This window comes from Occallatibacter sp. (genome assembly GCF_049802275.1).
In the GTDB taxonomy this organism is placed as follows: Bacteria; Acidobacteriota; Terriglobia; order Terriglobales; family Acidobacteriaceae; genus Telmatobacter.
Window position 1 is genome coordinate 1 of the sequence record NZ_JBARMD010000381.1, and the last position, 23,294, is coordinate 23,294.

Annotated in this window: 22 protein-coding genes and 1 other RNA gene; 14 read left to right on the plus strand and 9 right to left on the minus strand. The window is 57.7% G+C overall.

From position 1 onward, the window contains the following. On the plus strand, positions 1–360 hold a 360-nt coding region (locus tag WA354_RS13355), incomplete at its 5' end, for a YncE family protein (protein WP_472813509.1). A 132-nt stretch (positions 361–492) separates the two neighbouring features. Here WA354_RS13355 and WA354_RS13360 read toward each other — a convergent pair. The 8 genes from WA354_RS13360 to rsgA form a co-directional block, all read right to left on the minus strand. Next, positions 493–2,142: a 2-oxo acid dehydrogenase subunit E2 gene (locus WA354_RS13360; protein ID WP_472813510.1), complete on the minus strand. Its 1,650-nt coding sequence runs from the start codon at positions 2,140–2,142 to the stop codon at positions 493–495. A 256-nt stretch (positions 2,143–2,398) separates the two neighbouring features. Next, complete coding sequence (gene lipB / locus WA354_RS13365; RefSeq protein ID WP_472813511.1) at positions 2,399–3,241, minus strand: lipoyl(octanoyl) transferase LipB; 843 nt, start codon at positions 3,239–3,241, stop codon at positions 2,399–2,401. A 53-nt stretch (positions 3,242–3,294) separates the two neighbouring features. After that, positions 3,295–3,681 (minus strand): hypothetical protein, encoded by a 387-nt coding sequence (locus tag WA354_RS13370; protein ID WP_472813512.1) that lies wholly within the window; start codon positions 3,679–3,681, stop codon positions 3,295–3,297. 519 nt (positions 3,682–4,200) lie between these two features. After that, positions 4,201–4,575, minus strand: a complete 375-nt coding sequence (locus WA354_RS13375) for a hypothetical protein (RefSeq protein ID WP_472813513.1) — start codon at positions 4,573–4,575, stop codon at positions 4,201–4,203. A gap of 123 nt (positions 4,576–4,698) precedes the next feature. Then, on the minus strand, positions 4,699–4,908 hold the full coding sequence (locus WA354_RS13380) for a hypothetical protein (protein ID WP_472813514.1): 210 nt from the start codon (positions 4,906–4,908) through the stop codon (positions 4,699–4,701). A gap of 389 nt (positions 4,909–5,297) precedes the next feature. After that, complete coding sequence (locus tag WA354_RS13385) at positions 5,298–5,552, minus strand: hypothetical protein (protein ID WP_472813515.1); 255 nt, start codon at positions 5,550–5,552, stop codon at positions 5,298–5,300. Between the two features lie 221 nt (positions 5,553–5,773). Continuing rightward, an RNA gene (rnpB, locus tag WA354_RS13390) (RNase P RNA component class A) lies at positions 5,774–6,258 on the minus strand. A gap of 28 nt (positions 6,259–6,286) precedes the next feature. Continuing rightward, positions 6,287–7,315: a ribosome small subunit-dependent GTPase A gene (gene rsgA / locus WA354_RS13395; RefSeq protein ID WP_472813516.1), complete on the minus strand. Its 1,029-nt coding sequence runs from the start codon at positions 7,313–7,315 to the stop codon at positions 6,287–6,289. A 214-nt stretch (positions 7,316–7,529) separates the two neighbouring features. On the opposite strand from rsgA, the gene WA354_RS13400 reads away from it, so the two are divergent. From WA354_RS13400 to WA354_RS13425, 6 genes are all read left to right on the plus strand, one after another. Continuing rightward, on the plus strand, positions 7,530–7,964 hold the full coding sequence (locus WA354_RS13400; RefSeq protein ID WP_472813530.1) for a dUTP diphosphatase: 435 nt from the start codon (positions 7,530–7,532) through the stop codon (positions 7,962–7,964). Positions 7,965–8,497: 533 nt separating this feature from the next. Then, positions 8,498–9,298 carry a DoxX family protein gene (locus WA354_RS13405; protein ID WP_472813517.1) on the plus strand — a complete coding sequence of 267 codons (801 nt, stop codon included), beginning with the start codon at positions 8,498–8,500 and terminating at the stop codon, positions 9,296–9,298. Between the two features lie 120 nt (positions 9,299–9,418). Next, on the plus strand, positions 9,419–9,745 hold the full coding sequence (locus WA354_RS13410; protein ID WP_472813518.1) for a hypothetical protein: 327 nt from the start codon (positions 9,419–9,421) through the stop codon (positions 9,743–9,745). Between the two features lie 78 nt (positions 9,746–9,823). Further along, positions 9,824–10,288, plus strand: coding sequence for a hypothetical protein (locus WA354_RS13415; protein WP_472813519.1), 465 nt, complete (start codon positions 9,824–9,826; stop codon positions 10,286–10,288). A 553-nt stretch (positions 10,289–10,841) separates the two neighbouring features. Continuing rightward, positions 10,842–11,405, plus strand: coding sequence for a hypothetical protein (locus tag WA354_RS13420; protein WP_472813520.1), 564 nt, complete (start codon positions 10,842–10,844; stop codon positions 11,403–11,405). Beyond that, positions 11,398–13,140, plus strand: coding sequence for a serine hydrolase domain-containing protein (locus tag WA354_RS13425; protein ID WP_472813521.1), 1,743 nt, complete (start codon positions 11,398–11,400; stop codon positions 13,138–13,140). Before WA354_RS13420 ends, WA354_RS13425 begins: the two co-directional genes overlap by 8 nt. A gap of 33 nt (positions 13,141–13,173) precedes the next feature. Here WA354_RS13425 and WA354_RS13430 read toward each other — a convergent pair whose 3' ends face one another. Beyond that, positions 13,174–14,505 (minus strand): flavin monoamine oxidase family protein, encoded by a 1,332-nt coding sequence (locus WA354_RS13430; protein WP_472813522.1) that lies wholly within the window; start codon positions 14,503–14,505, stop codon positions 13,174–13,176. A 180-nt stretch (positions 14,506–14,685) separates the two neighbouring features. Here WA354_RS13430 and WA354_RS13435 point away from each other — a divergent pair, with 180 nt between their 5' ends. The 7 genes from WA354_RS13435 to WA354_RS13465 form a co-directional block, all read left to right on the plus strand. After that, positions 14,686–15,201 (plus strand): hypothetical protein, encoded by a 516-nt coding sequence (locus tag WA354_RS13435; protein ID WP_472813523.1) that lies wholly within the window; start codon positions 14,686–14,688, stop codon positions 15,199–15,201. A gap of 312 nt (positions 15,202–15,513) precedes the next feature. Then, complete coding sequence (locus WA354_RS13440) at positions 15,514–16,740, plus strand: ABC transporter permease (protein ID WP_472813524.1); 1,227 nt, start codon at positions 15,514–15,516, stop codon at positions 16,738–16,740. 144 nt (positions 16,741–16,884) lie between these two features. After that, a complete protein-coding gene (locus WA354_RS13445; protein ID WP_472813525.1) occupies positions 16,885–18,141 on the plus strand; it encodes an ABC transporter permease in 1,257 nt (418 codons plus the stop codon). Between the two features lie 120 nt (positions 18,142–18,261). Then, the gene (locus WA354_RS13450) at positions 18,262–19,518 is read left to right on the plus strand and encodes an ABC transporter permease (protein WP_472813526.1); all 1,257 of its coding nucleotides are present in this window, start codon (positions 18,262–18,264) and stop codon (positions 19,516–19,518) included. Positions 19,519–19,834: 316 nt separating this feature from the next. Further along, positions 19,835–21,061 (plus strand): ABC transporter permease, encoded by a 1,227-nt coding sequence (locus WA354_RS13455; RefSeq protein WP_472813527.1) that lies wholly within the window; start codon positions 19,835–19,837, stop codon positions 21,059–21,061. Positions 21,062–21,063: 2 nt separating this feature from the next. Further along, positions 21,064–22,320, plus strand: coding sequence for an ABC transporter permease (locus WA354_RS13460; protein WP_472813528.1), 1,257 nt, complete (start codon positions 21,064–21,066; stop codon positions 22,318–22,320). Between the two features lie 162 nt (positions 22,321–22,482). Further along, positions 22,483–23,294, plus strand: an 812-nt coding sequence (locus WA354_RS13465) for a glycosyltransferase (RefSeq protein WP_472813529.1), incomplete at its 3' end; no start/stop codon positions are given.

Below are 23,294 nucleotides of genomic sequence, written 5' to 3' on the forward strand. Positions count from 1 at the left end.
GACCAGACCAAGCCGCAGATGGCCGTCATCGACACCGCCACCAGCACCGTCGCCAAGTGGATTCCGATGGAAGGCGTTGGCTACGGTTCAGCCCCCACGCCCGACGGCCGCTGGCTCCTCGTCGCCCTTCCCGATCAGAACAAAGTCGCAGTCATCGATTTGAAATCGATGCAGGTAGCGCGCACCGTCTCGGTCGCAGATTATCCGCAGGAGGTCCTCGTCCGCCCTGACGGCAAATCCGCCTACGTCTCCTGCGAGAAAGCCAATGCTGTCGCCGAAATCGACACAGCAACGTGGAAAGTCACCCGCACTATTCCGACAGGCAAATACGCCGACGGCCTCGCCTGGGCAGGGCACTGATCCGCCGCGAACGTGTAGCACGAACCAGGGTGGGCCTCATCCATGCCGCGAGGCATGGGTGGGAAAGCAGCGAACAGCATGGGCGGATGCGGGCTTAACAGATGATGAGTTCGAGAAGCAGCCGGTAAGCACCTACCCGATCGCCCGATCCCACGACTCCAGCGTCCGCTTGAACTCGCTCATGAACTTTCCGGCGTCTGCTCCATCAACCAGCCGATGATCGAATCCCAGGCAGTAATACTGCATCGACCGAATCGCGATCGTGTCATTGCCCTCGGCGTCGGTCAGCACCACCGGCTCCTTCTTCAGCGCGCCAATCGCCAGAATCGCCGCTTCTGGCTGGTTGATGATCGGCATACCAAACTCATCGCCGAAGATGCCCGGATTGGTCAGCGTAAATGTCGATCCGCCCACCTCATCCGGTAACAGCTTCTTCGCGCGCGCGCGCCCCGCAAGATCGTTGATGCTGCGCGCGATATTCGCAAAATCCCGCTTCTCCGCCTCGCGCACCGTGGGCACAATCAGCCCCCACTCCAGCGCCACCGCGATACCGAGATTGATATTTGCGTGGTAGTGAATGTTGTTCTCGATCAGAGAAGCATTCACAATCGGAAAGCGCCGCAGCGCCTCAACCGCCGCCACCGCGATAAACGGCATATACGTCAGCTTCACTCCATGCCGCTGCTCGAAACCTGCCTTCTCGCGCTCGCGCAGCCGCGCAATCCGCGTCATGTCGACCTTGTAGACCGAATGCACATGCGGGCTCGTGCGCTTGCTCTCTACCATCCGCTGCGCAATGATCGACCGCATCTTCGTCAGGGGAACAACCTCAGCCTTCAGTGCCTTCGGCTGCGGCGTCTCGGGCTTGAGCTTCGGTGGTGCAGCCAAAACCGCCTTCGTCGCTCTCGCGGATCCGCCCTCCATGACGTACCTTAGAATGTCTTCCTTATTGATGCGACCATTCGATCCCGAACCCGGCACCAGCCGCAGATCAACGCTGTGCTCCTTCGCAATCTTCCGCACCAGCGGCGACGATTTAATCTTTCGCCCATCTGAAGTGACGAGCGAACTCTGCTCCGCCTCAACATCCCCAACCGGCACCGAAGCAGGCTCAACCTCAATTGCGGCGAAGCCGCCACCACCCGCAACGGAGGCGCTGCTGCTGCCGCCGATCACCGCGACCACCATATTGATTTGAACCGTCTCGCCCTCGGCTGCCCTGATCTCCGTCAGCACTCCGGCCACGGAAGAAGGAATCTCTGCATCCACCTTGTCCGTCGAAATCTCAAACAGCGGCTCGTCTTTCTCCACCGCGTCGCCGACCTTCTTCAACCACTTGGTAATCGTCCCCTCGAAAATCGACTCGCCCATCTGCGGCATCACGATCTCGATGCCATTGCCTGTGGCGCGAACTGCTGCCGACGGCGCCTCCGAGGCAGGCACATGGGATTTGGGCTGTGGAGCGGGAGCATCGGCCGGCGTCCGCTTTGGCGCAGCGGATTTCGCAAGCTCTTCAGGAGCGGCCGCGGTTTTTGCCGTCGAATCTCTTTCAGCTAAAACGGCAACCACCGTATTGACTTCAACCGTTGCCCCCTCGGGAAATCTGATTTCGGTCAGAACGCCGGCCGCGGTCGAGGGAATCTCCGCATCCACCTTGTCCGTCGAGATCTCGAACAGCGGCTCATCCTTCTCCACCGGCTCGCCGACCTTCTTGAGCCACTTTGTAATGGTGCCCTCAAAGATCGACTCGCCCATCTGCGGCATGATTACGTCGGTTGGCATGAATCGTTCACTCCGCCATGCGGGATAAGGAACGCCCGTCCGGTTCCTGCCGGATTATAAATCTCCGCATGGGTGCCCCATCTCTCGCATTTGGAGAGGTGGGAGAAAGCGGGTGCCCCATGTCTCGCATTTGGAGAGGTGGGAGAAAGCTCACCTAGCCTGAGAACCTCGCCAATCAGGCCCGCCGGGTGCCCCATCCATGACCCAGCTTTATCGCGTCATGGGTGGGAAAGCACGAACCATCGCGACCCCAACCTCAGGCCCGCACCGGCCGCTCCGGATCACCGTGCAGCCGCTCCACCTCGTCCGGAATCTGCAGCGGAGTATCTTCGGCAGGCAGCTCCCTCTTCGCAGCCGCCTGCGCGCGCAAAGCGTCCAGACTCTTCACAGCGAGCACGTCCTGCGCAAAGACATGACCGAACTGCCGCGCCGCCTGGTGCGCCATCTCCTCAAGCCCCGGCAGACTCACCCCTTCCGGAATCTCCCGCTCCAGGCTCGTCACCGGCTTGTCAGTAATGCCGCATGGATTGATCAGTTGAAAATCCCGCAGGTCCGTCGTCACGTTAAACGCAAATCCATGCGAAGTAATCCCGCGCGAAACATGAATCCCGATCGCACCGATCTTTCGATCTTTTGTCTTGCCGGAATTCTCGTCGGAAAGACCGCCGCCCGCAGCGCCGCACCACACGCCCGTCAAGCCTGCAATCCGCCCCGCGCGCACGCCATACACTCCGCACAGCCTGATCAGCGCTTCCTCCATCCTCCGCACAAAATCCACCGGCCCCAGCCGTCCGCCTTTCGCGTTCTGCAAACTCCGCAAATCGAAAATGGGATAGCCAACCAATTGCCCCGGTCCGTGGTAGGTCACATCGCCGCCGCGATTGATCTCGTGCAGCGTCACGCCTCGGCGCGCCAGCAATTCATCCGAAGCCAGTACGTTCTCGCGCCGCGCATTCCGCCCGAGCGTCAGCACCGGCGGATGCTCCAGCAGCAATAGCACGTTGTCGACGCGATTCTCAAGCCGCATGGCCCCAACCTCGGCCTGCAACCGAAGCCCATCGTCGTATGCCACGCGCCCAAGGTAGAGATATTCGATCATCGCTTTCTATTGTAGGTACTGAGGCGAGATATCGTCGCGGCCCCGGCGCCCATTCATTGCTGTGGTGTCGGCTCAAATATTCCCGCGAACGACGACCGGACGCGAAGAAATACGAGAACCCACAGGATCGCTACTGCCAGGGCCATCGGCAGGCCGCCCAACTGCATCGTGATGTGAAAGGTGAGTATGTTCACAATCTCCGCAGCAAGGACCGTCAACGCCAGCGGCACATAGCGATTGATGAGCAGCAGGATCGCCGGCGCCACTTGAAAAAATCCCACCGCGACACCGTAGTGCGACTCTGCCATCGCAATGCTGAAGTTCGCCATTGGACCCGGCGGCATCGGCGGATTGGGCAGAAAGTGAAAGAGCATGTTTGAACCAAAGAACAGAAAAATCGCTCCCATCAGATAGCGGGCGATTGTCGCTGCTATTCTCACCGGATTCTCCTTGGATTGGGTTCGAGCTCGATAGTTGCTCGCTGAGGTCGTGTCTAATGAGCAATGGATGCTTCGCAATTGCCGCCCGATTCACAACAACCGGAATGCATCACCGCACGGATCCACGCACGTTCTTGATTTCATGGGATCGGGAAAGTAATCTTTGCGGCAGCGGCACCCAAGCGGATGCCGCTACTCGCATTTGCCTGCTGCTGGCAGGGATGCCTGCAGACTGGCATTAACGGGTCGGATTCGCCTTCCCCGAGCGTCCCCAACCCCCCGTGGACTAGTAGCCATTGGAGGTCTGGCACCTAGTCCATTGGGTTCCCCCAGGCAAGACCGTGAGGGATCCCAAGCTGAACTCAGTCTTGTTGCAGTTGTCTCGTGTCGATTCAGTCCACGCGGTGAGCAACTTGGCGGTCTTCGACATACCTGTCGGCAGCACCAGCTCAGTTGCTCACAAAACGACAGATAAACACCGCACCCGCAGGTATGGAATTCAATTGGCCGTTGTGTGTTCTAGAGGGAGAAATGCGAAGGCGGTCCGCGGGACGGATTGGGGCCGTCCATATCCTGCTCGCAAACGCGCACGTCCGAGACGAGGAAATGACTTGGTGCGCAACTTAGGGGCGTCGCTACCAGGCCCCACTGGGTGCTGATCTTCTTGCCGCGAATCCTGTGTAGCCGCGTTGCCGGTGCGTGGTTGCCCGGCGTGGATGCCACAAGTTGATCCAAGACCTCGCCGGTGCGGCGGTCCTCATGGCTCGCCCGAAGTTCCGGCTTCGCCACCCGGCACGAAGATGCGCCCAGCGGTCTGGCCGAGGTCCGCAGCGCGGAGGGAGCCAGAACCAAAGCGAAGAGCAGAGCTCTAAGGATAAAAATGCGCGCCTTCATGATAGGGAGCCTTGAGTATAACCAGCAGCAAATCGATTCGCAATCAATTCGTATGGGTCCCTTCACCGCGAAATTCTGAAATTGCGAATCGAGGAAATGGAACCTGAAGCGGGCCCTCGATCGCTACCCGCTTTCCTTCAATCGTCGCTGCCCTTCAGGATCTTTGCTCTGTCCAGCAAACCTTAGCTCTGCCTCAACTTCCGCAATGCGGGCGCGGAGTCGGCGCTTGATCTCCGCTACCGTCGCACTTTCGCCCAGATGTCCCGTCTGGTCAAAGTGCTTCAGGTAGGTGCAGAGTTCCTCCAGGAGTTCGCGGGGAAGGCGCTGAGCCATAGGCAATTAATTGTGCCACAACGATGGAGGCGCGCAAGATTACCGTGATTGGATCGAACCCCCGCGACCCAAGTCAGGGGTGCGAGCAGCCATGATCCTCCCGTCGACTCTGTATCGATTGGGGTTCTATCGGTAGATTCTGCGTTCAGTGCGCAGCAGGGGGATCCCGGACCGGGCCACACACACTCAACCATGCCTGCCCAAGTGCAATGGGAATCTTCATAAAAATTCAGCGCAATCGAGAGTTTATGTACCGTACCAGACATTCGAAACTGCAGCGCTTGTCCCGTTGGCGGCGCAGGCTGCGTGCGCGGCGCACAATGCCGAGAGCGGCCAGTTCCTTGCAGAAACAGAACCCTGGAGAGCTCTTTATGGTGGGTGGATTGTATCTATGGTTCTTTCCGGGCCGACCCTGCCGAGGCAAATTGGGAGAGGCGTGCAATGGCCGCTTCAATCACAGCAATGCGGCGCAGCATGAGGTCTTTGATTTCTGCGGCATCGGGACCAAGGCTCTCGTCTTTGTTCTCCTCGATGTGGCGCACGTTATTCCTAAGGATAGTGAGGAGTTCGGAATTGGGCTGGATGATCATGGCGCACAACTGCATGATGCCAAGGGCCCGTCCGTTGGAGAACCTGCGGATCACGATATTACCCAAAAGAAATTGAGGCAGTCAATAGTTATGACTGGGTAGTTATGGTTTTGTAGCCTGCTCTTTAATCCAGGTGGGTTGTATCTATGTTGGCCAATCTTTTTATGGCGGAGTGGAGGGTCACGGCGGATGACTCCGCCGTGACACCATAAGACACCAGCCAGATTGCGAAACGGCCTCGTGGCTCCTGGCTCGGCTTGCTACTTTGACACTATTCGGCAAAAGGACCTGTAAGCCGAATTCTGTCGTGTGCGGTCATTCCTCTAGGCGCTGCGTTGCCGCAGACACTCATCAGCGACCTACCCGGAGGTTTCGGCAATTGCTCAAGCCGCCTGAACGCATCGGGCAGATGCGCAGCCCCGCGTGGCTCTTCGCGAAAGCTTCCCCCCCTATTTGGTCTTGCTCCGTGTGGGGTTTACCCTGCCCCCGGCTTCACAGCCGGAGCGGTGCGCTCTTACCGCACCATTTCACCCTTACCTCAGCGCGGAGACTACCGTCCAGGCGAACCTTTTCGGAGTTCCCGGGTATCCCTCCCGAAAGAGGGGTAGCCGAGGCGGTATCTTTTCTGTGGCACTGGCCGTCTGTGAGCCTTGAAGCTCCCATCCCGGACGTTATCCGGCACACTGCCCTGCGGAGTTCGGACTTTCCTCCCCCGGCATCCGTGGTTACGGATTCCGGCGGCGACCGCCCGGTCCTCCTGCCATAACCAGTTTACTGCCAACTGCTTCTCACCATCCATCCTTGGTTTTCTTCCGCATCGCCTTGTGGATGATTTTCCAGCGTGCCCGTGTCTCGCTCATCAGGCGCTTGTCGGTTTTCCGGTCCAGATAATCCAGTTCACGCTGCATCTTGCGGTAATTCTCGATGCGATCTTCATCAAGCCCGGATGCTGCCACCGCGCAACCGGGCTCGTCGTTGTGCGTGCAATCGCGAAACCGGCATGCCTGCGCAATCTCACGCACATCTTCGAAGCTTGCATCGAGTTGTTCGGGCGATGCCCACAACTGGACTTCGCGCAACCCCGGCATGTCGATGAGCAGCCACCCGCCGGGCATGATGAACATCGATCGCACCGTGGTCGTATGGCGTCCACGATTGTCGTCAGCCTGAACTTCGCCGATCACTTGTCGGGATTGCCCGAGCAGGCGGTTCACGAGGGTGGATTTCCCCACGCCCGACGATCCGATCAGCGCGGCGGTTTCCCCCGGAGCGAGCAGATCTGCCAATCCTTCAAGGCCGTCTCCGGCCGCTGCGCTGACTGCCAGAACCGGCGCGCCGCTCCAGTGACGGAGCCGCGCCACAACCTCACCAACGTCGATGCGGTATTGCTCTGCCAGGTCCGACTTGTTGAGCAGGATCACAGGGCGCGCACCACTTTGCCGCGCTACCACGAGATAGCGCTCGATGCGCCGCTCGTTGTAGTCGCCATCGAGCCCGCTGACGATAAACAGCGCGTCGATATTGGTGGCGAGCACCTGTTCGTCCATCGCGTGGCCAGGGTGCTTCCGTGACAGCACGGTTCTGCGCTCGAAGACCTGCTGGATAACCGGTGCATCCGGCCGCAGTGCCACCCAGTCTCCGACTGCCGGCCACGTTGAACCGTTTCGACGCACCTGTCCGCTTACGCTGGCTTCTACTTCGCCGTTCTCTGTCCACACCAGGAAGTGCTCGCGGGTTGCTGAAGCCACACGTGCGGGCACACCCGCGCGCGCCTGGCTCGCAAAAAAGCCATTCCATCCCAACTTCTCAAGTTGCACTTGGATCATCCTCTCTGTAAGAAGGCCTCGAGAGACACCTCACCCGTTCCTTCGGTGAGGCCAGGAATCAGAGGGACGAATTAGACAGTTTCCGGCAGTGGCGCTCCTGTGTGGAGACAATGTAACAGAAATTCATCCAAAGCGACCTCGCCTGCTGGATGAAACGGTGCACGAATCCACAGGCCCCAGCTCATTCGCCCGGTACCATGAGCACATGCTCCGCGTGAAACTGCTTGAAAAAGGCGCCCGCCTGCCCGTCGTTGCCCATCCCGGCGAAGATCTGGGCTACGACGTCTTCTCTCTCGAAACTGTTCTGCTCGAACCCCATAAAACGATCCGCGTACGCACCGGCATCTCCGTCGAAGCCCGGCATCCGGAAACAGGCATCCCCCTCGGGCTGCTCGTCCGTGACCGCTCGTCGATGGCTTCGAAAGGGATCGCCACCACGGCCGGCGTCATCGATGCAGGCTATCGCGGCGAAGTGCAGATTGTGATGACCAACCTCGGCGATACCCCCGTCGAGCTCAAGGCCGGCGAAAAAATCGCGCAGATGATCCCGGTTCCGGTGCTAACTGGCGCCGTTGAAGAAGTGGAGACACTCGAGGATTCGGCCCGCCTGGCCAAAGGCTTCGGTAGCTCCGGCCGCTGATCTTGCTAAATAGTCCTGAACGACCCTTCGAGCCACAGAAATGCTCACTTCCGCATAGGAGGTGATTCACCCGCTTGGAATTTCACGAGCGCTGTCAATCTGGCGCGCAGTGGAAGGAACTCCCCTGAAAATTCAAAACCTGCACGAAACGAGGGTGCCCCATCCAAGCGCAGCTTGGGTGGGAAAGCACGATCTCAATTGATTTTCGCGGTCCCTGGTGTCGCCGCGCGAAATGTATGACTGCGGTTGCCCTCCATTACTTCCGCATCGGCGTCACTCGCCCAGAATGCTCAACGCGCTACAATTCGGCTGACGAATCTCTGAAGAGATGGCTGGATGAAATCTGTTTGCGTTTGATTGAGAGCAGAAGGCCTCCGGCCGCAGGGCGAGCAGCGCACCTTTCTACTGAGTGGGAAAATCTAGGTCTAAAAGGTCCGGTAGTTCAAACGACTGTTGCCGGAAGGGAACTGCATTTTCCGTACCCTGCCGGCTGGTTTATCGAACAGACTGAACCAGCTCTGGAGAACACGTTCATGCGTATTGCAAGCTGCGGTCATTTGGTCTTTTCGATCACGATGATCGGTCTCGGCATTGTGGGTCTTCTATACCCCGATTTTGTTCCGGTATGGAATCCTGTTCCCGCCAGCATCCCCGTACGCGGAGTTGTCGTTTACCTCGGTCCCCTCATCTCCCTTGCGTCCGGCATTGGTTTGCTTGTTCCGCGCGTGGCGGCCATTGCCACGCGCCTGCTACTCGCGACTCTTTTACTCTGGCTGCTGCTTTTCCGTTTGCCCAATTTTCTACTTAAATCCCCTTTTGAAGCTTGTTGGTCAGTGTTTCCGCTGCTGGTCATGTTGGCTGCCACCTGGGTGCTCTATGTCTGGTTCGCCGCTGACTCGAACCATCAATATCTCAGCTTTGTCAGCGGTGACAACGGCCTGCGTATCGCGCACATACTCTACGGCTTCTCGTTGATCTTCTTCGGCTCGGCCCATTTCATCGATGTGAAAGACACCCTGTCGCTCATCCCTGACTGGCTCCCCGGACATATATTCTGGGCGTATTTCACGGGCGGCGCCTTCATCGCGGCAGGTGTCGCGGTGCTCGCCGGTCGCTGTGCGCGATTAGCAACTTTCCTCTCTGCACTTCAAATCGGATTGTTCTTGCTCCTCGTATGGGTTCCCATCGTGGCAGCAGGCTCCAAAGTCCCCTTCCAGTGGAGCGAGACCATCTTCAACGCGGCGCTCTTGGCAGCCGCCTGGATGGTCGCCGATTCTTACCAGGACACGGCCTTGGTTGGTCGCGATCGTGGCGTGGCCCACCGTTGCTCCTGAGGAAGATTATCACCGTGACGCAAGGTACGCGTTGGGGCGACAATCTCTTCTATGCCCAAAAGGAAGCGTGGAAAGTATCGGGGCGGAAACGCTCACAATCGCGCTGTGGCCAACAAAAGAATGGACACGCCAAGCCAGACAACAACCCCCGTCGATCCCCAGCCGGAGGAAAAAGAAAACCCCTTGGTTCACATCTTGCGATTCGTGGCAACCGTGCTATGGCGGTGGCCAGTGATCGTTTTCTTGGCAGGCATTATCGCTGCGATTGGACTAGGGGCGCTCTATGGAGACGATTACATCGTGGCTCGCTTTTGCTTCTTCGTTGCAGTGGCATGGGTTACCGCGAGAGGCGTAACAGATGCCGAAGTTAAGGGACACGACTATAAAAAAGCGATTGCTGTAATGGTTATCGTTGCTGGCATTCTGGTATTCGGATCTTCAATTTGACTTATTAAGCATGTAGCAAGCAGGAAAGAGCAGGCGCAAAGCGAATTACCAAATCTAGCGTTCCATGATGTTTCCGATGTGATTGAAGTTTCCTTTGGAACCCTGGTAACCAGTAATCGGATAGATTGGATGAAGTCGGGGGGCTATGTGGTGCACCCCGCTACCTACGAAGATTATTCCCCGATGTCGATTCAATACGTTGATGGCAGAATTTCATACTCAATTCAGTTTTGGAACCCGACCGATAGATCAGCCGTTGAATTGAAAGATGGCGATTTCAAAGTCAGAAGTGCTCATCTTGATAGAAACTATTCCTCTCGCGCCTTTGAAGTTGTTACGGAGGATGGAAGTCCAGTTCTTCAGGTAATCTGGCTAACTTCAAACCACATGAGATTAAGCGGATTATTTCCGCTGCCAAACGGAGAACTGCTTTGCATGTCTAATGACACAGCACAGGAAATTGATCTACAGGAGATCGGCACATGCAAAATTACACCAATATTTAAGTATCCATCTTGGAAATATCAAGGGGAGTTGAACTAGGCTGCTGAGCTTCATCAGCGTGTCGCGGAACAGAAATGGATTCGAACGATTGTTGAATCGGAACGTCATTTCATCGAGGTAGGCGGATAGATATGTTTTGCCGAGACTTCTGATCGGCCGTCTCTCGCCCGCCCACCTGCTCGCTCGACCACAGTTCCCCCCACATGAGCCTCCCTCAATTCCCGCCACCTCAAACCGTTGTCAATCCCCCCCGTCCAAAAATCTTCTCGTAATACCTTTCCTTGCAATCACTTCCACGCCGCAGCCAATTTGCAGATTATTTCTGCGAAATCCCTATCCTTGAACCATGCAGACAGAACTAGGCCTGCGGCCCACATGAATTGTTCTGATCATCCAAATCGGCCCGCTATGCCGCCAACTGGCCATCGGCCACGGGAAAAAACTGGGCCACTGCCCCATAACTCCTTTCCGGAGACGACTCTGCGGCTAAGTTTCTTGCTGAGAATACTTTGAAGCGGAAGGCTGCTCGCAAACCACTGAAACCGCCGAACTTCCTTAAAGAGTATGGGGGGACACCCCCCTAGAGAGACCCATGTATAACGAATGCCGACACATCATGCCGAGCGGAAAGAAATGCCACTCCCCGGCCCTCCGCGACAAACCATTCTGCTATTACCACACCAACCTTCATCGCTTGGGCGATCCCTCCAGCCCGGAAGCGAAGCAGCACTTGCTGCCGATTGAAGACACCAGCGGCATCCAGATCGCGCTCACGCAAGTCCTCGGCGCTCTCAACTCGCCCCACATGGACACGCGCCGAGCCGGCCTCCTCCTCTATGGCCTCCAGATCGCCACCCAGCTCGCCTCCCGTGTCGCCGCGCCCAACCCTCTGAAGCGGTGCGCAGCCTCTGCGAAAACAATGCCGAAGACCTCGCCCCCGCCACTGCCATCTGCGAGCGTCCATAGGATTGCTTCGAATGCGTCGATCGGGACAGCTGCGACAAGTTTGAAAAAGCCGATGAAGACGAAATGCCAGAGGAAGAAGATGAAGGAGAAGAGTCGGAGCTCGACTGAAATGCTACCCGCTCGGACGGCTACACTTGCGGCTGAGCAATGTGTTGAATTCTCTTGTGAGGGAGATCCGGCCCGTGCGTAAGTTACCCCTTGTCTCGGCGGCGTTGTCCATCCTCTTGTCACTCAACAGTACGGCACAGACTCCTCCGCCTGCCGCGGAAAATCTGTCCGGAAAGGTCGACGCAGTCTTTCAAAAGATAGACTCGACGGTGTCCCCCGGTTGCGCGCTCTCTGTGATGAAAGACGGCAAAATCATCTACGAGCGGGGTTACGGGATGGCTGACCTCGATCACAATATCCCCAATACTCCCACCACCGTCTTTCACGTGGCTTCGATGTCGAAGCAGTTCACGGCCGCATCGATCCTTATGCTCGCGCAGCAGGGCAAGCTTTCGCTCGACGACCCGGTGCGGAAATACATTCCAGAGCTTCCGGACTTCGGCACGCCGATCACGATCCGCCAGCTGATCCATCACACCAGCGGGCTTCGCGACCAATGGGACCTGCTCGGCCTTTCCGGCTGGCGCTATTCCCTCGACCTGATCACCAACGACGACGTGCTCTATGTCGTCTCGCGCCAGAAGGAGCTGAACTTTCCGCCGGGCTCCAAAGAACTCTACAGCAACACCGGCTACACTCTGCTCGGCGAGGTGGTGAAGCGTGTCAGCGGCCAGTCGCTCCGCGAGTTCACCACCGCCAACATCTTTCAGCCCCTTGGTATGAAGAGCACTCATTTCCGCGATGACCACGCCGAGATCGTGAAGAACATCGCTTACGGTTACGAGCCAGCCAGGGACACTTTCCGCCTCAGCGTAACGAACTTTGACACCGTGGGTGCAACCAGCCTGATGACCACCGTGGAAGACCTCGCACTCTGGGATGAGAACTTCTACAGCCCGCGCATCGGGGGACCGGAGCTGATCAAGCAGCTGCAGGAGCGCGGCAAGCTGAACAACGGCCAGCAGATCGACTACGCCTCGGGCCTGGTGATCGGCACCTACCGCGGCCTTAACACGGTCGATCACGCCGGCGCGGACGCGGGTTATCGCTCCGACCTGATCCGCTTCCCGGATCAGCACTTCAGTTCGGCGTGTCTATGCAACCTTGCCACTGCAAATCCCAGCAACCTGAATCGCAAAGTCGCCGAGATTTACCTCGCTAAGGAGATGAAGCCCGCGGACCCCGCACGTGCCGACGACTCCAAGCCGTTCGCGCTGACGCCCGCGCAGATGCAGGCCAGGGTGGGCACGTACGGGAATGTGAAGGACGAGGACGATTTTGTTCGCTGGATGATCAAGGACGGGAAGTTACAGGTCGGCAATCTTGGTGATGACGAGACCTATGAGGTGAAGGCTCTCAGTGAGAATCAGTTTCATCTGCTGATCGCTCCCGTCGACTTCACATTTTTACCCGTCAAGGCAGGAGCGCCGCTTGAATTCACCCTCAAGCAGGAAGACGGCAAGATTGAAACTTTCTCCGCAACCAAGCCGTTCACGCCACTTCCCGCACAGCTTGCCGAGTATGCAGGTGTCTACAGCAGCCCGGAGATCGACCCGCTTTACGAGTTCAAAATCGAGAAAGCACATGTGGCCGGAGATATGACAGGCCAGCCCGACCAGATCAGGCTTGTACTCCATCGCCTGAAAAACGACCCGGACCCGCTGCGTCCCGTGGCGCCGGACTTTTTCGCTGCATCGGTCGGCAAAATCCGATTTACGCGCGATGCGAAAGGCACGATCGACGGATTCACTCTGAGCACCGGGCGTATCGAAAAGCTCCGTTTCATCAAGGGCAGACCTGCGATAGCAGGAAAGTAGCATTGAGGATATGCAACCATGAGGTTGCCTGCTTCATCCCCGCCGCGCGCTTGCGGTTGGCTCAGTCCTTTGTGCCCTCATCGTTATCAGCACCTGCTTCGCTGCGCGTATCCCCGACCGCATCGCGGCGTGCACTGTTCCCCAATGCCCGGTCGTGTCGGTGTGCTCTCCGGCAAAATACAGTGTCTGCTCCACCGGCGTTGCCATCTTCAGAACTGAGTCAAGCGCGCCCGCGGGTACATAGCTGTAGGCGCCGCAACTCAGAGGGTCGGCCTGCCAGTCGTGCGTTGCGCAACTAATCAGTTGCCCTCGCAGCATCGCCAACGGCAGCCCAAAGATCTTCGCGAGTTCCTTGCACGCGGCGTCGCCCACCTGCTCGCGGGTGAACTGATCAAAGGCAGCCGAGCGCGGTCCGCCGATCCATCCCGTCAGTGTGTGCGTCTCCCAGGGGTGTGCCGTCCACCACACCGGCGGCATCGCATCCTGCGCAAACAGGAAACTCAGTTTCGGCAGCTTCACTTTTTCGTGTGTGGCCCACCAGCGCTCTCGAAACAAAAGGGTGAACCGCCGCACGGGCCCCATGGCCAACTGGTTGGCGGCGATCAACGGCGCTGGCACCGGATCGAACACCACTCCGAGGTGCTGTAGGACTCCCAGCGGCAATGCAATGATCGCCTTCGCCGCCGAGTATTGCGCCAACTCGCCGCCATCGCGCACATATACCCGCACATTGCCGCGCTCCCACTCAATCCTCTCCACAGTGCGCGACAGCTCGATGCGTCCACCGGCCTCGCGCACCTTGTTCGCAACGAACTCCGGCACCCGGTCGTAGCCCTCGCGAACCCGAAACACCTTTTCGCTCGCGATTTCTTTCTCCGCCCGCTGCTGCACCGCAAGAGCGTGAACCCCGATGTGCCGATAATCGGCCGCATTGAAGCTTTGTACGTACTGGATAACTTCGTCCCTCTTCTCCTGCGACAGCTTTTCCAGCGGCGGATAATCCGCGAAAGCCAGGTCCACGCCTTTCCACTTCTGCAGGCCGTTGAGGAATTTGAAGACCTCGCCGATCTCATCGCACTTCTTCAGCTTTCCGCTCTTGCGGCAGAAGTCCTTCCCGTCGAGCGCGTACGTCTCTAGTCCCGCCTCGCCGATCAGGTCCCACAATTCCGCCGGCCGCCCATGAATGAACTCCGCTCCCAGTTCGAGAATCTCACCCTGGTCGCGCAGCGTAAGGATTCTTCCACCCACACGATCGCGCGCCTCCAGCACCAGGACCTTTCGGCCAGCCTCGGCCAGCTGCCGCGCTGCCGTCAGCCCTGCCATCCCCGCACCGATCACCAGGATGCGCCTCGACCTGTCTCTCATACACTTATTAGATGCCCCGGCTTTTGAATTCAGCACAAGTCTATTGCCCGGCTCGCAATCTTGGGCGGAACCGCCAACGGGCAATCCACGTAGATAATGATGTCCCCGATCGGATGCTATCGGTGCACGGTGCGGCGACTCGCCTGGAGTTTCAGACGCTGTAACGACAAAGGAGAAACGATGCGCAAGTTCGTCGTTGTAATGGCCGGATGCGCGGTAATGCTGCTGGGAGCCGCCGGGGCGATCGCCCAAAACCACCCGAGCAAAAATGCCGCCGGCCAGCTCGTGATTGTCTTCAGGGACGGCCACCGCCAAACCTTCAACTTCGCAGACGTAGCGCGCATCGAGTTCTCCGGAACCGGCGGGACCTCTGTTGTCGACTCGGGTCCGACGCCAGCCGGCGCTCCGCCCCGCGGTCATTTTCTGGGCAAGTGGGAGGTCGGCGACGGTTCGGGGGGCACTTTCTACATCACCCTCGACGACGACGGGACTGCCTGGCGTTCGCTTCACAGGGTTCACGGAAAATGGGCCTATGTTAATGGTGAAGCAAGGGTTACATGGGATGATGGCGCCATGGATGCAATCCGCAGAATCGATGGGAAATATGAGAAATTCGCTTATCGTGCCGGTAAAACCTTCACCGATGAGCCCGACAATGTGACCGATGCCAAGAACACCAGCCCCCGGCCAATCTAAGGGACGATAAACCGCCTGCTTATGGGGGCAGACTGTCAGTCGCTACAAGATGGGCCGGCGGGCGCGGGCCGGAACTTGCGGGTTTCCCCCTGCGTACAGCTTGTAGAGAGGAATCTTGACTTGCGGAGATCTGCGGCCCTGAATTCCTCTCAGCCGTCAATCAAATACCGGCGTATCCCGACTAATGGTTACCGCCTTCAGTAGGGCGGCTGCGGGAGCCGTTTCGTCACTTGTCGCAGAAGAATGATTCGAAAGTTGCGTAAACTGGACTAGCGGAATCAGAAATCCGCCGGGCTAGCAGAAAGTGGTTTCATGAGCATCCTCGAAGCCTTTAAACTCGCGCTTCAATCCCTCTGGGGCAACAAGATGCGCTCCATCCTCACGCTCATCGGCGTGGTCATGGGCGTGGCATCGGTCATCATGGTGCTCACCCTCGTGCAGGGCGCGAAGCGGTTCATCTCCACCAAGCTTTCCGGCTACGGAGCCGACGTCTTCACCGTGAACCGCATGTCGAGCGTGATTCTTTCCGCCGACGAGTACTTCCGGTATCAGAAGCGCAAGATTATTCGCATTGAGGACTACGAAGCCATCAAGGATGGTTGCGACGCCTGCAGCGAAGTCGGCGCGTCACTGTTCAAGAACACCAACGTGGTGTACAACGGCCACTCCAGCAACAACACCGGCGTGCGCGGCTACACGGCATCCATGATGTCGCTGAACAACGTCGACATCTCTCTCGGCCGTGGCTTCACGCCGGCAGACGAAGATCACGCTTTCCATAGCGCCATCGTCGGCTACGACATCGTCGACAACCTCATAGGCGACGGAGACCCGCTGGGTAAGGAAATTCGCGTCGACGGTATTCCATTCACGATCATTGGCGTGGGCGACCGTCAGGGCAAGACGCTCGGCCAATCGCAGGACAACTGGGTGGCTATTCCCATCAGCACCTATCAGCAGATCTACGGCTACAACGACTCGGTGGACATATATGCGCGCGTCTCCGGCGGTTCCCAGGTCATGATTCAAGCCGAGGATCAGGCCCGCGTCATCATGCGCGCACGGCGTCACGACGCGCCCGGCCAGCCCGACGACTTTGAAATCCAGACCAACGACACCTTCCTCGATATTGCCAACCAGTTGCTGGGCGTCTTCGCCTGGGTGGTGCTGGGGCTTGGCTCCATCGCGCTGGTGGTGGGCGGCGTCGTGATTATGAACATCATGCTGGTCAGCGTCACCGAGCGCACCCGCGAGATCGGCGTGCGCAAGGCACTTGGCGCCAAGCAGCGCGACGTGCTGATGCAATTTCTCATCGAAAGCGCTTCACTATCCTCAGTCGGTGGCATCTTCGGAATCCTCTTAGGCGTACTGGTGGGCAAGCTGATCACCGTCTTCGTAGGCTTTCCGACGGCCGTACCCGTCTGGGCAATTTTTCTGGGTCTTTTCCTCGCCAGCGCCGTAGGCATTTTCTTCGGCGTCTACCCCGCCAGCAAAGCCGCAAGACTCGACCCGGTGGTGGCATTGAGAGCGGAGATGTAGAAGAGCCAGCTTCGAGCTGCTAGCTTCTAGCTCCTAGCTGTCTTCAAAGTTGAGCAGTCGCCGTGCCGCCGAACAGGCTTGAGCACGTAACATCGCCGATGTTCCTGGCTGGAGGCTAGGAGCTAGAAGCTAGGAGCTGTATTTATGCGAGGACAACAAGCCGGCGAATCCGTCAAGATGGCGCTTCAAACCATTCGCACGAACAAGCTGCGTTCGGGCCTGACGATCCTGGGCATCGTCATCGGTGTCACCACCGTTATCACCATCTCGTCGGTCATCAGCGGCCTCAACAACCGGGTACAGGAATTTGTGAGTTCGCTCGGCAGTAATGTTTTCTGGGTATTTCACCTGCCCGTCATTGGCGTGCGTCCCACGACGGAGATGCTTGCCCGCAAGAAACTCAACATCGACGACGTTTTGGCTCTCCGCACGCTTCCCCACGTCGTTGCAGCTGACGGCGGTTATCAGCACACCAAGTCGCAATTCCGGGTGGGCGATGTCAGCGTGAAATACAACGGCAAGAAGATTGCCGGCACCATCCTGCAGGGTTCCACGGCGCAGGTCGGACTCGTTACAGACCTCGTCTTTCTCCAGGGTCGCCTTTGGAACGATGCGGAAGATCAGCGGGCAGAACATGTGGTGGTACTGGGACACGACACATGGGAAGAACTCTTTGGCGAACAGTACGCCATTGGCAAGGAAGTGAACATCGAATCAGGGTTGTATACCGTTATCGGTGTGCTCGACAAGCAGAAACAGCCTTTCGGCGGCGGCAAGAATCCGAACGACAACATGGCCTATTTTCCGCTTGGCACCTTCCACAATCTTCATCCTGAAGACAAAGACATGTGGGTGAGCGTCAAGTACGACGACCCCAAGAACAAGGCCCTCGTCGAAGAAGAGATTCGCGAACTACTTCGCATCCACCGGAAAGTCAAAGTCGATAAACCCGATGATTTCGAGATCTTCGGTCCCGACTCGCTTTCCAAACTCTGGAACCAGCTCACCGGCGGGCTGGTCCTCTTCATGATCGCTGTCTCGAGCGTCGGCCTCATGGTCGGCGGCGTCGGCGTCATGAACATCATGCTCGTCAGCGTCACCGAGCGCACGCGCGAAATCGGAGTCCGCAAAGCTATCGGCGCCACCAAGCGAACACTCCTCGTTCAATTCACGACGGAGGCGGTCACCCTCTGCGCCGTGGGCGGCGTCATCGGCATTCTCCTCGGTGCCGTGTTCACGTGGATCATTTACTTCCTCCCCATTGGTCTGCCGGCAACCATGTCCACCATGTGGGTGCTCACGGGCTTCACCGTCTCGTGCGCGATTGGGTTGATCTTCGGCATCTATCCGGCCTGGAAAGCTGCCAACCTCGATCCGATTGAAGCATTGCGCTACGAGTGAAAGGACGGTTCAGAATTCGTAGTTCTCAGTGCACAGTTATTCCGCTTTCGCTTTGAACACAGAGCCTGGGAATTAGGAGCATAATTGCAATTGAATCTTCCCTAGAAAGTCAGGCAAGGCATGGCACGGGGACAGACGCGCGAATCCATCAAGATGGCTCTCGATACCGTGAGAACCAACAAGCTGCGCTCCGGGCTCACCATCCTTGGCATCGTCATTGGCGTCACCACCGTCATCACCATCTCTTCCGTCATCACCGGCCTCAACAACCGCGTGAATGACTGGGTGAGCTCGATGGGCTCCAACGTCTTCTGGGTATTTCACATGCCTCTCATCGGTGTCCGCCCGACAACCGAGATGCTTACCCGCAAGAAGTTGAACCTGGAAGATGTCCTTGCGCTACGCGCGTTGCCTCACGTGGTAGCCGCTGACGGCACGTACCAGCACGTGAATGAGCAGTTCCATGTGGGCGACGTCAGCGTTAAATACAACGGCAAAAAGGTGGCAGGAGCATTCCTCGCAGGTTCAACTGCAGAGCTCGAATCGGTATCGGAACTCACCATGAAGGAAGGCCGATTCTGGACAGATGCTGAGGATCAGCGCCACGCTCATGTCTGCGTAGTGGCCCATGACACGGCGGAAGAACTGTTTGGGAACGAAGACCCGATCGGCAAGGATGTGAATGTTGCTTCCGGACTTTTCACTGTGATTGGCGTCCTGGAAAAGCGCAAGCAGCCGTTCGGTTCCGGCAAAAACCCGGGAGACAATGGCGTCTTCTTTCCGCTTGGCGTGTTCCATAACCTGTACCCCGAATTAAAGGATATGTACATCAGCGTGAAGTATGACGACCCAAAGAACAAGTCGCTGGTCGAAGAAGAGATACGCGAGAGGCTGCGTGTTCGCCGCAAGGTAAAAGTCGATCAGCCCGACAACTTCGAGATCTTCGGTCCCGACTCGCTCTCAAAGCTATGGAATCAGCTGACCGGCGGCCTGGTTCTCTTCATGATTGCCGTCTCCAGCGTTGGACTCATGGTGGGTGGCGTCGGCGTGATGAACATCATGCTGGTCAGCGTGACCGAGCGCACCCGCGAAATCGGTGTGCGCAAAGCAATCGGCGCCACCAAGCGTGCGTTGCTGCTGCAGTTCACCACCGAGGCCGTCACTCTCACCGCAATGGGAGGCGTCATCGGCATTCTTCTCGGCGCCGTGTTCACATGGATCATCTACCTGCTGCCCATCGGCCTGCCTGCCACCATGTCCACGATGTGGGCCATTACCGGGTTTACTGTCTCTTGCGCCATCGGTTTGATCTTCGGCATCTACCCTGCGTGGAAAGCCGCCAACCTCGACCCGATCGAGGCGCTTCGCTACGAATAACCAGTTAACTCTGGGAGGGCCCTGAAAATGGCAAGAGGGCAAACCCGCGGGCCACTCAATCCAGCGCGCAACACGCTCCATCCAAAACCTCCGCGCTCAAGAATATCTGTCGACTTCATCGGTTTTGCGCACAACGCCGCAGCCATTTCCGCTCCGTTAATAAAGCACATCCTCTCTTTCCTTTTGGAACTCGCTTATATCTCGCAGTCTTTCCTCCGAACAAATCGAGAGATCGCCGTCATCGATCGCAGGCGTTCTTCCAAACTCGCTCGGCCTACGCTCCGCCAGGCAGCGCATTGAGCAGAAGGGCCGCAAGATGGTTCTCATCGAAGCCTTAAAACTCGCGTTGCAATCCCTGTGGGCTAACAAGCTACGCAGCATTCTCACCTTACTCGGCGTGGTGATTGGTGTCGCTTCCGTAATCATGGTGGTCACACTCACGAATGGCGCCAAGCTGTTTGTCACTTCCAAGCTCAACGACTACGGTGCCAGCGTAGTTACAGTCACCAAGATGCCGCAAACCTTCATCACCATTGAAGAGTTCCTCGACTTCCAGAAGCGCCGCGACATCACGCTGGATGACTATCGGGCAATCCTCTCCGACTGCAGCTCCTGCGTCTCTGTCGGCGCACGCCGTGACAACCTTGGAAAAGTTGTTTATGGAAGAAGCTCAACCACCGACACCGATATTCGTGGATGGACATGGACCATGCCCGCACTCTCAAATCTGAATATCGAGAGCGGCCGCGCCTTCACTGAACTCGAGGACTCGCACAGTGCACACGTCGCCATCGTCGGTGCGGACATTGTCAACAACATGCTTGGCCCCGGCGATCCACTGGGCAAAGAGGTCCGCATCGACGGCGCGCCCTATACCGTGATTGGCGTTGGCGAGGCCCAGGGCAAAATGCTCGGCATGAGCATGGACAACTGGGTCGCCATCCCTCTCAATGCCTTTCAGCAATCCCACGGTGCGCATGACAGTATCGATATCTATGTCGAGGCGGGGGGAGGAGGCGAGTTGATCGAAATCGTCTCCGACCAGCTCCGCACCATCATGCGTACACGCCGCCACCTTGCACCCGGCTCCGCAGACACCTTCAGCATCGACACCAGCGCAACATTTCAGAACCTGCTCGGTAAAATCCTTAACAGCTTCGGAGCAGTTGTGGCCTCAGTCGCCGGAATCTCACTTGTCGTCGGAGGCATCGTCATCATGAACATCATGCTGGTCTCTGTTACCGAACGCACGGCGGAAATCGGCATCCGTAAGGCAGTCGGCGCGCGCCGCCACGACATCCTCGTCCAGTTTCTCATCGAATCGGCCACCATCTCACTTGTAGGCGGGCTCATCGGTGTCTTCGCGGGAATAGGCGCCGCCAAAATTATTACGCTCATCATTGCCTTCCCTTCCGCTGTCCAGGTCTGGTCCATCCTCGTCGGCCTTTTTGTTGCCGCAGCCGTCGGAATCTTCTTCGGTGTTTATCCAGCACATAAGGCTGCACAGCTTGACCCCATCACAGCTTTGAGAGCGGAGAAATGACCATGCATATTTCCAGTTCCGGCGAATCCATACGCCTTGCTCTCGACACCTTGCGCAGAAACAAACTTCGGTCCGGCTTGACCATTCTCGGTATTTCCATCGGCATCTCTACCGTGATCCTGATCTCCTCCGCCATCAACGGACTCAACTCCAACATCAACAACTTTGTCAGTGCTCTCGGCACCAACGATCTCTGGGTCTTTCGTTTCGAGCCCTTTGGCAAGCGCCCTACAACTGAAGAGCTCAACCGCAAACAGCTGACGTACGAGGACGGTGTCGCCATGCGCAGCCTTCCTCACATCGTCGCCGTCGATCCCGCGCTCACGTATCAAAATTTCCAACTCGGCGTCGGAAACGTCTCGCTCAAGCACGGCAAGCACAAGATCCAGAACACGATCATTTACGGCGAGACTTCCGCCGTAAAAATAACCCAGGACTTTGACATCCTGGAAGGCCGTATGTTCTCCGAGTCCGAAGAAGAGCGCCGTGCCAATGTCGTCATCCTCGGCCACGATGCAGCCGAAGACCTCTTCCCCGATGAATCTCCAATCGGCCAGGACGTAGAGTGCGGAGGAGACGTCTTTCAGGTCATTGGCGTCTTCGACGTGCAGCCGCAACCCTTTGGCAGCGGCCGCAACACGCAAGACAATGCCGCCTATTTTCCTCTCGGTACCTTTCGAAAGCTTCATCCAGAGATCAAGGACTTTTGGATCACCGTTAAATATGATGACCAGGCAAACAAGGCGCTGGTCGTGGACGAAATCCGCGAACTGCTTCGCCGAAGACGATCCGTTCGCATCGAGCAGGAGGACAACTTCGCCATTTTCGGTCCCGACTCGCTTACGCGCCTCTGGAATTCACTGACCGGCGGACTCTTTCTGTTCATGGTCGCTGTTTCTTCTGTCGGCCTGATGGTCGGCGGCGTTGGCGTGATGAACATCATGCTCGTCAGCGTTACCGAGCGAACCCGCGAGATTGGAATCCGAAAGGCTGTCGGCGCTACAAAGAGGAACATCCTCCTCCAATTCACCACGGAAGCCATCACACTCTGCGCCGCCGGCGGCATGCTCGGCATACTGGCCGGAGCACTTTTCACCCTCATTCTGCATTTCGCCGTGACCTTTCTGCACGCCGCTCTCTCACCCACCTGGGTCGTCGTCGCGCTAGGCGTATCGTGCTTTATTGGGCTTCTCTTCGGCATCTACCCCGCGTGGAAAGCCGCCAACCTCGACCCGATCGAGGCGCTTCGCTACGAGTGAAAAGAGTTCACAGTTCTTAGTCAGACTTCACATTCTGCGAACGGCCCATCCGCATCAGAACTACGAACCTGGAACTCAGAACTGGCTTAGAACCCACAACTGGCTTAGAACTCACAACTGTCTTCCGCTACACTAAATTCCGTGAACACCCACACATTCGCCTTGGCCGTTGAAGCACTTACCACGGCCCTGGCCGTTGGAGGGATTGGCTACTTCCTGGCGGCCATTGTCGCGGCGCGTGTGTTTCTCTCTTCCCGTCGCGCACCACTGGCAGCTTTCGCTCCCGGCGTCTCCATTCTCAAATCGTTGAAGGGTCTCGACCCAGGCATGCTCGACGCCTTTCGCTCACACTGCCACCAGAATTACCTCGGCGAATTCGAGATTCTCTTCGGCGTCTCTTCTCTCAATGATCCCGCCGTTCCTGCCGTCCACCAGCTGCAAGGCGAATTTCCCAATCAAGCGATCCGCCTCATCGAGTGCCCAGCGCGTCTCGGCGCCAACGGCAAGGTCAGCACGCTCGCTCAACTTGCTCTGCAAGCCCGTCACGAATTCCTCCTCGTCAATGACTCTGACATCACAGTAAGCCCGCACTACCTCGAGCGCGTCATGGCCAACTTCGCGCCACTGTTATCCACCCCTGTAACCCGACGCCAGCACGAAACCGGTCTCGTTACCGCGCTCTATCGCGGCCGCATGCATGGCACACTTGGCTCGCGTCTCGAGGCTCTCGGTATCGCCACCGACTTCATGCCTAGCGTGCTCGTCGCCCGCATGATCGAAGGAGGCCTTCGCTACGGTCTCGGTTCCACGCTTGCTGTCAGCCGCGATGCACTGCAGAAAATCGGCGGCTTCGAAGCACTCGTCGATCATCTCGCGGACGACTACGAACTCGGCGAGCGCATCTACAAAGCGGGGTACCGCATCGCACTCTCCAGCGACGTCGTCGAAACCAGCGTTCCCGCTTATGCCTGGCG

Excerpts from the sequence above, each read along its gene's own strand:
- WA354_RS13430 (WP_472813522.1), bottom strand. The coding sequence starts at position 14,505 with ATGAGAGACAGGTCGAGGCGCATCCTGGTGATCGGTGCGGGGATGGCA.
- WA354_RS13455 (WP_472813527.1), top strand. The coding sequence starts at position 19,835 with ATGGTTCTCATCGAAGCCTTAAAACTCGCGTTGCAATCCCTGTGGGCT.
- WA354_RS13440 (WP_472813524.1), top strand. The coding sequence starts at position 15,514 with ATGAGCATCCTCGAAGCCTTTAAACTCGCGCTTCAATCCCTCTGGGGC.
- WA354_RS13375 (WP_472813513.1), bottom strand. The coding sequence starts at position 4,575 with ATGAAGGCGCGCATTTTTATCCTTAGAGCTCTGCTCTTCGCTTTGGTT.
- WA354_RS13400 (WP_472813530.1), top strand. The coding sequence starts at position 7,530 with ATGCTCCGCGTGAAACTGCTTGAAAAAGGCGCCCGCCTGCCCGTCGTT.
- WA354_RS13445 (WP_472813525.1), top strand. The coding sequence starts at position 16,885 with ATGCGAGGACAACAAGCCGGCGAATCCGTCAAGATGGCGCTTCAAACC.
- WA354_RS13450 (WP_472813526.1), top strand. The coding sequence starts at position 18,262 with ATGGCACGGGGACAGACGCGCGAATCCATCAAGATGGCTCTCGATACC.
- WA354_RS13360 (WP_472813510.1), bottom strand. The coding sequence starts at position 2,142 with ATGCCAACCGACGTAATCATGCCGCAGATGGGCGAGTCGATCTTTGAG.
- WA354_RS13420 (WP_472813520.1), top strand. The coding sequence starts at position 10,842 with ATGTATAACGAATGCCGACACATCATGCCGAGCGGAAAGAAATGCCAC.
- WA354_RS13380 (WP_472813514.1), bottom strand. The coding sequence starts at position 4,908 with ATGGCTCAGCGCCTTCCCCGCGAACTCCTGGAGGAACTCTGCACCTAC.
- WA354_RS13460 (WP_472813528.1), top strand. The coding sequence starts at position 21,064 with ATGCATATTTCCAGTTCCGGCGAATCCATACGCCTTGCTCTCGACACC.
- lipB (WP_472813511.1), bottom strand. The coding sequence starts at position 3,241 with ATGATCGAATATCTCTACCTTGGGCGCGTGGCATACGACGATGGGCTT.
- WA354_RS13435 (WP_472813523.1), top strand. The coding sequence starts at position 14,686 with ATGCGCAAGTTCGTCGTTGTAATGGCCGGATGCGCGGTAATGCTGCTG.
- WA354_RS13410 (WP_472813518.1), top strand. The coding sequence starts at position 9,419 with ATGGACACGCCAAGCCAGACAACAACCCCCGTCGATCCCCAGCCGGAG.
- WA354_RS13405 (WP_472813517.1), top strand. The coding sequence starts at position 8,498 with ATGCGTATTGCAAGCTGCGGTCATTTGGTCTTTTCGATCACGATGATC.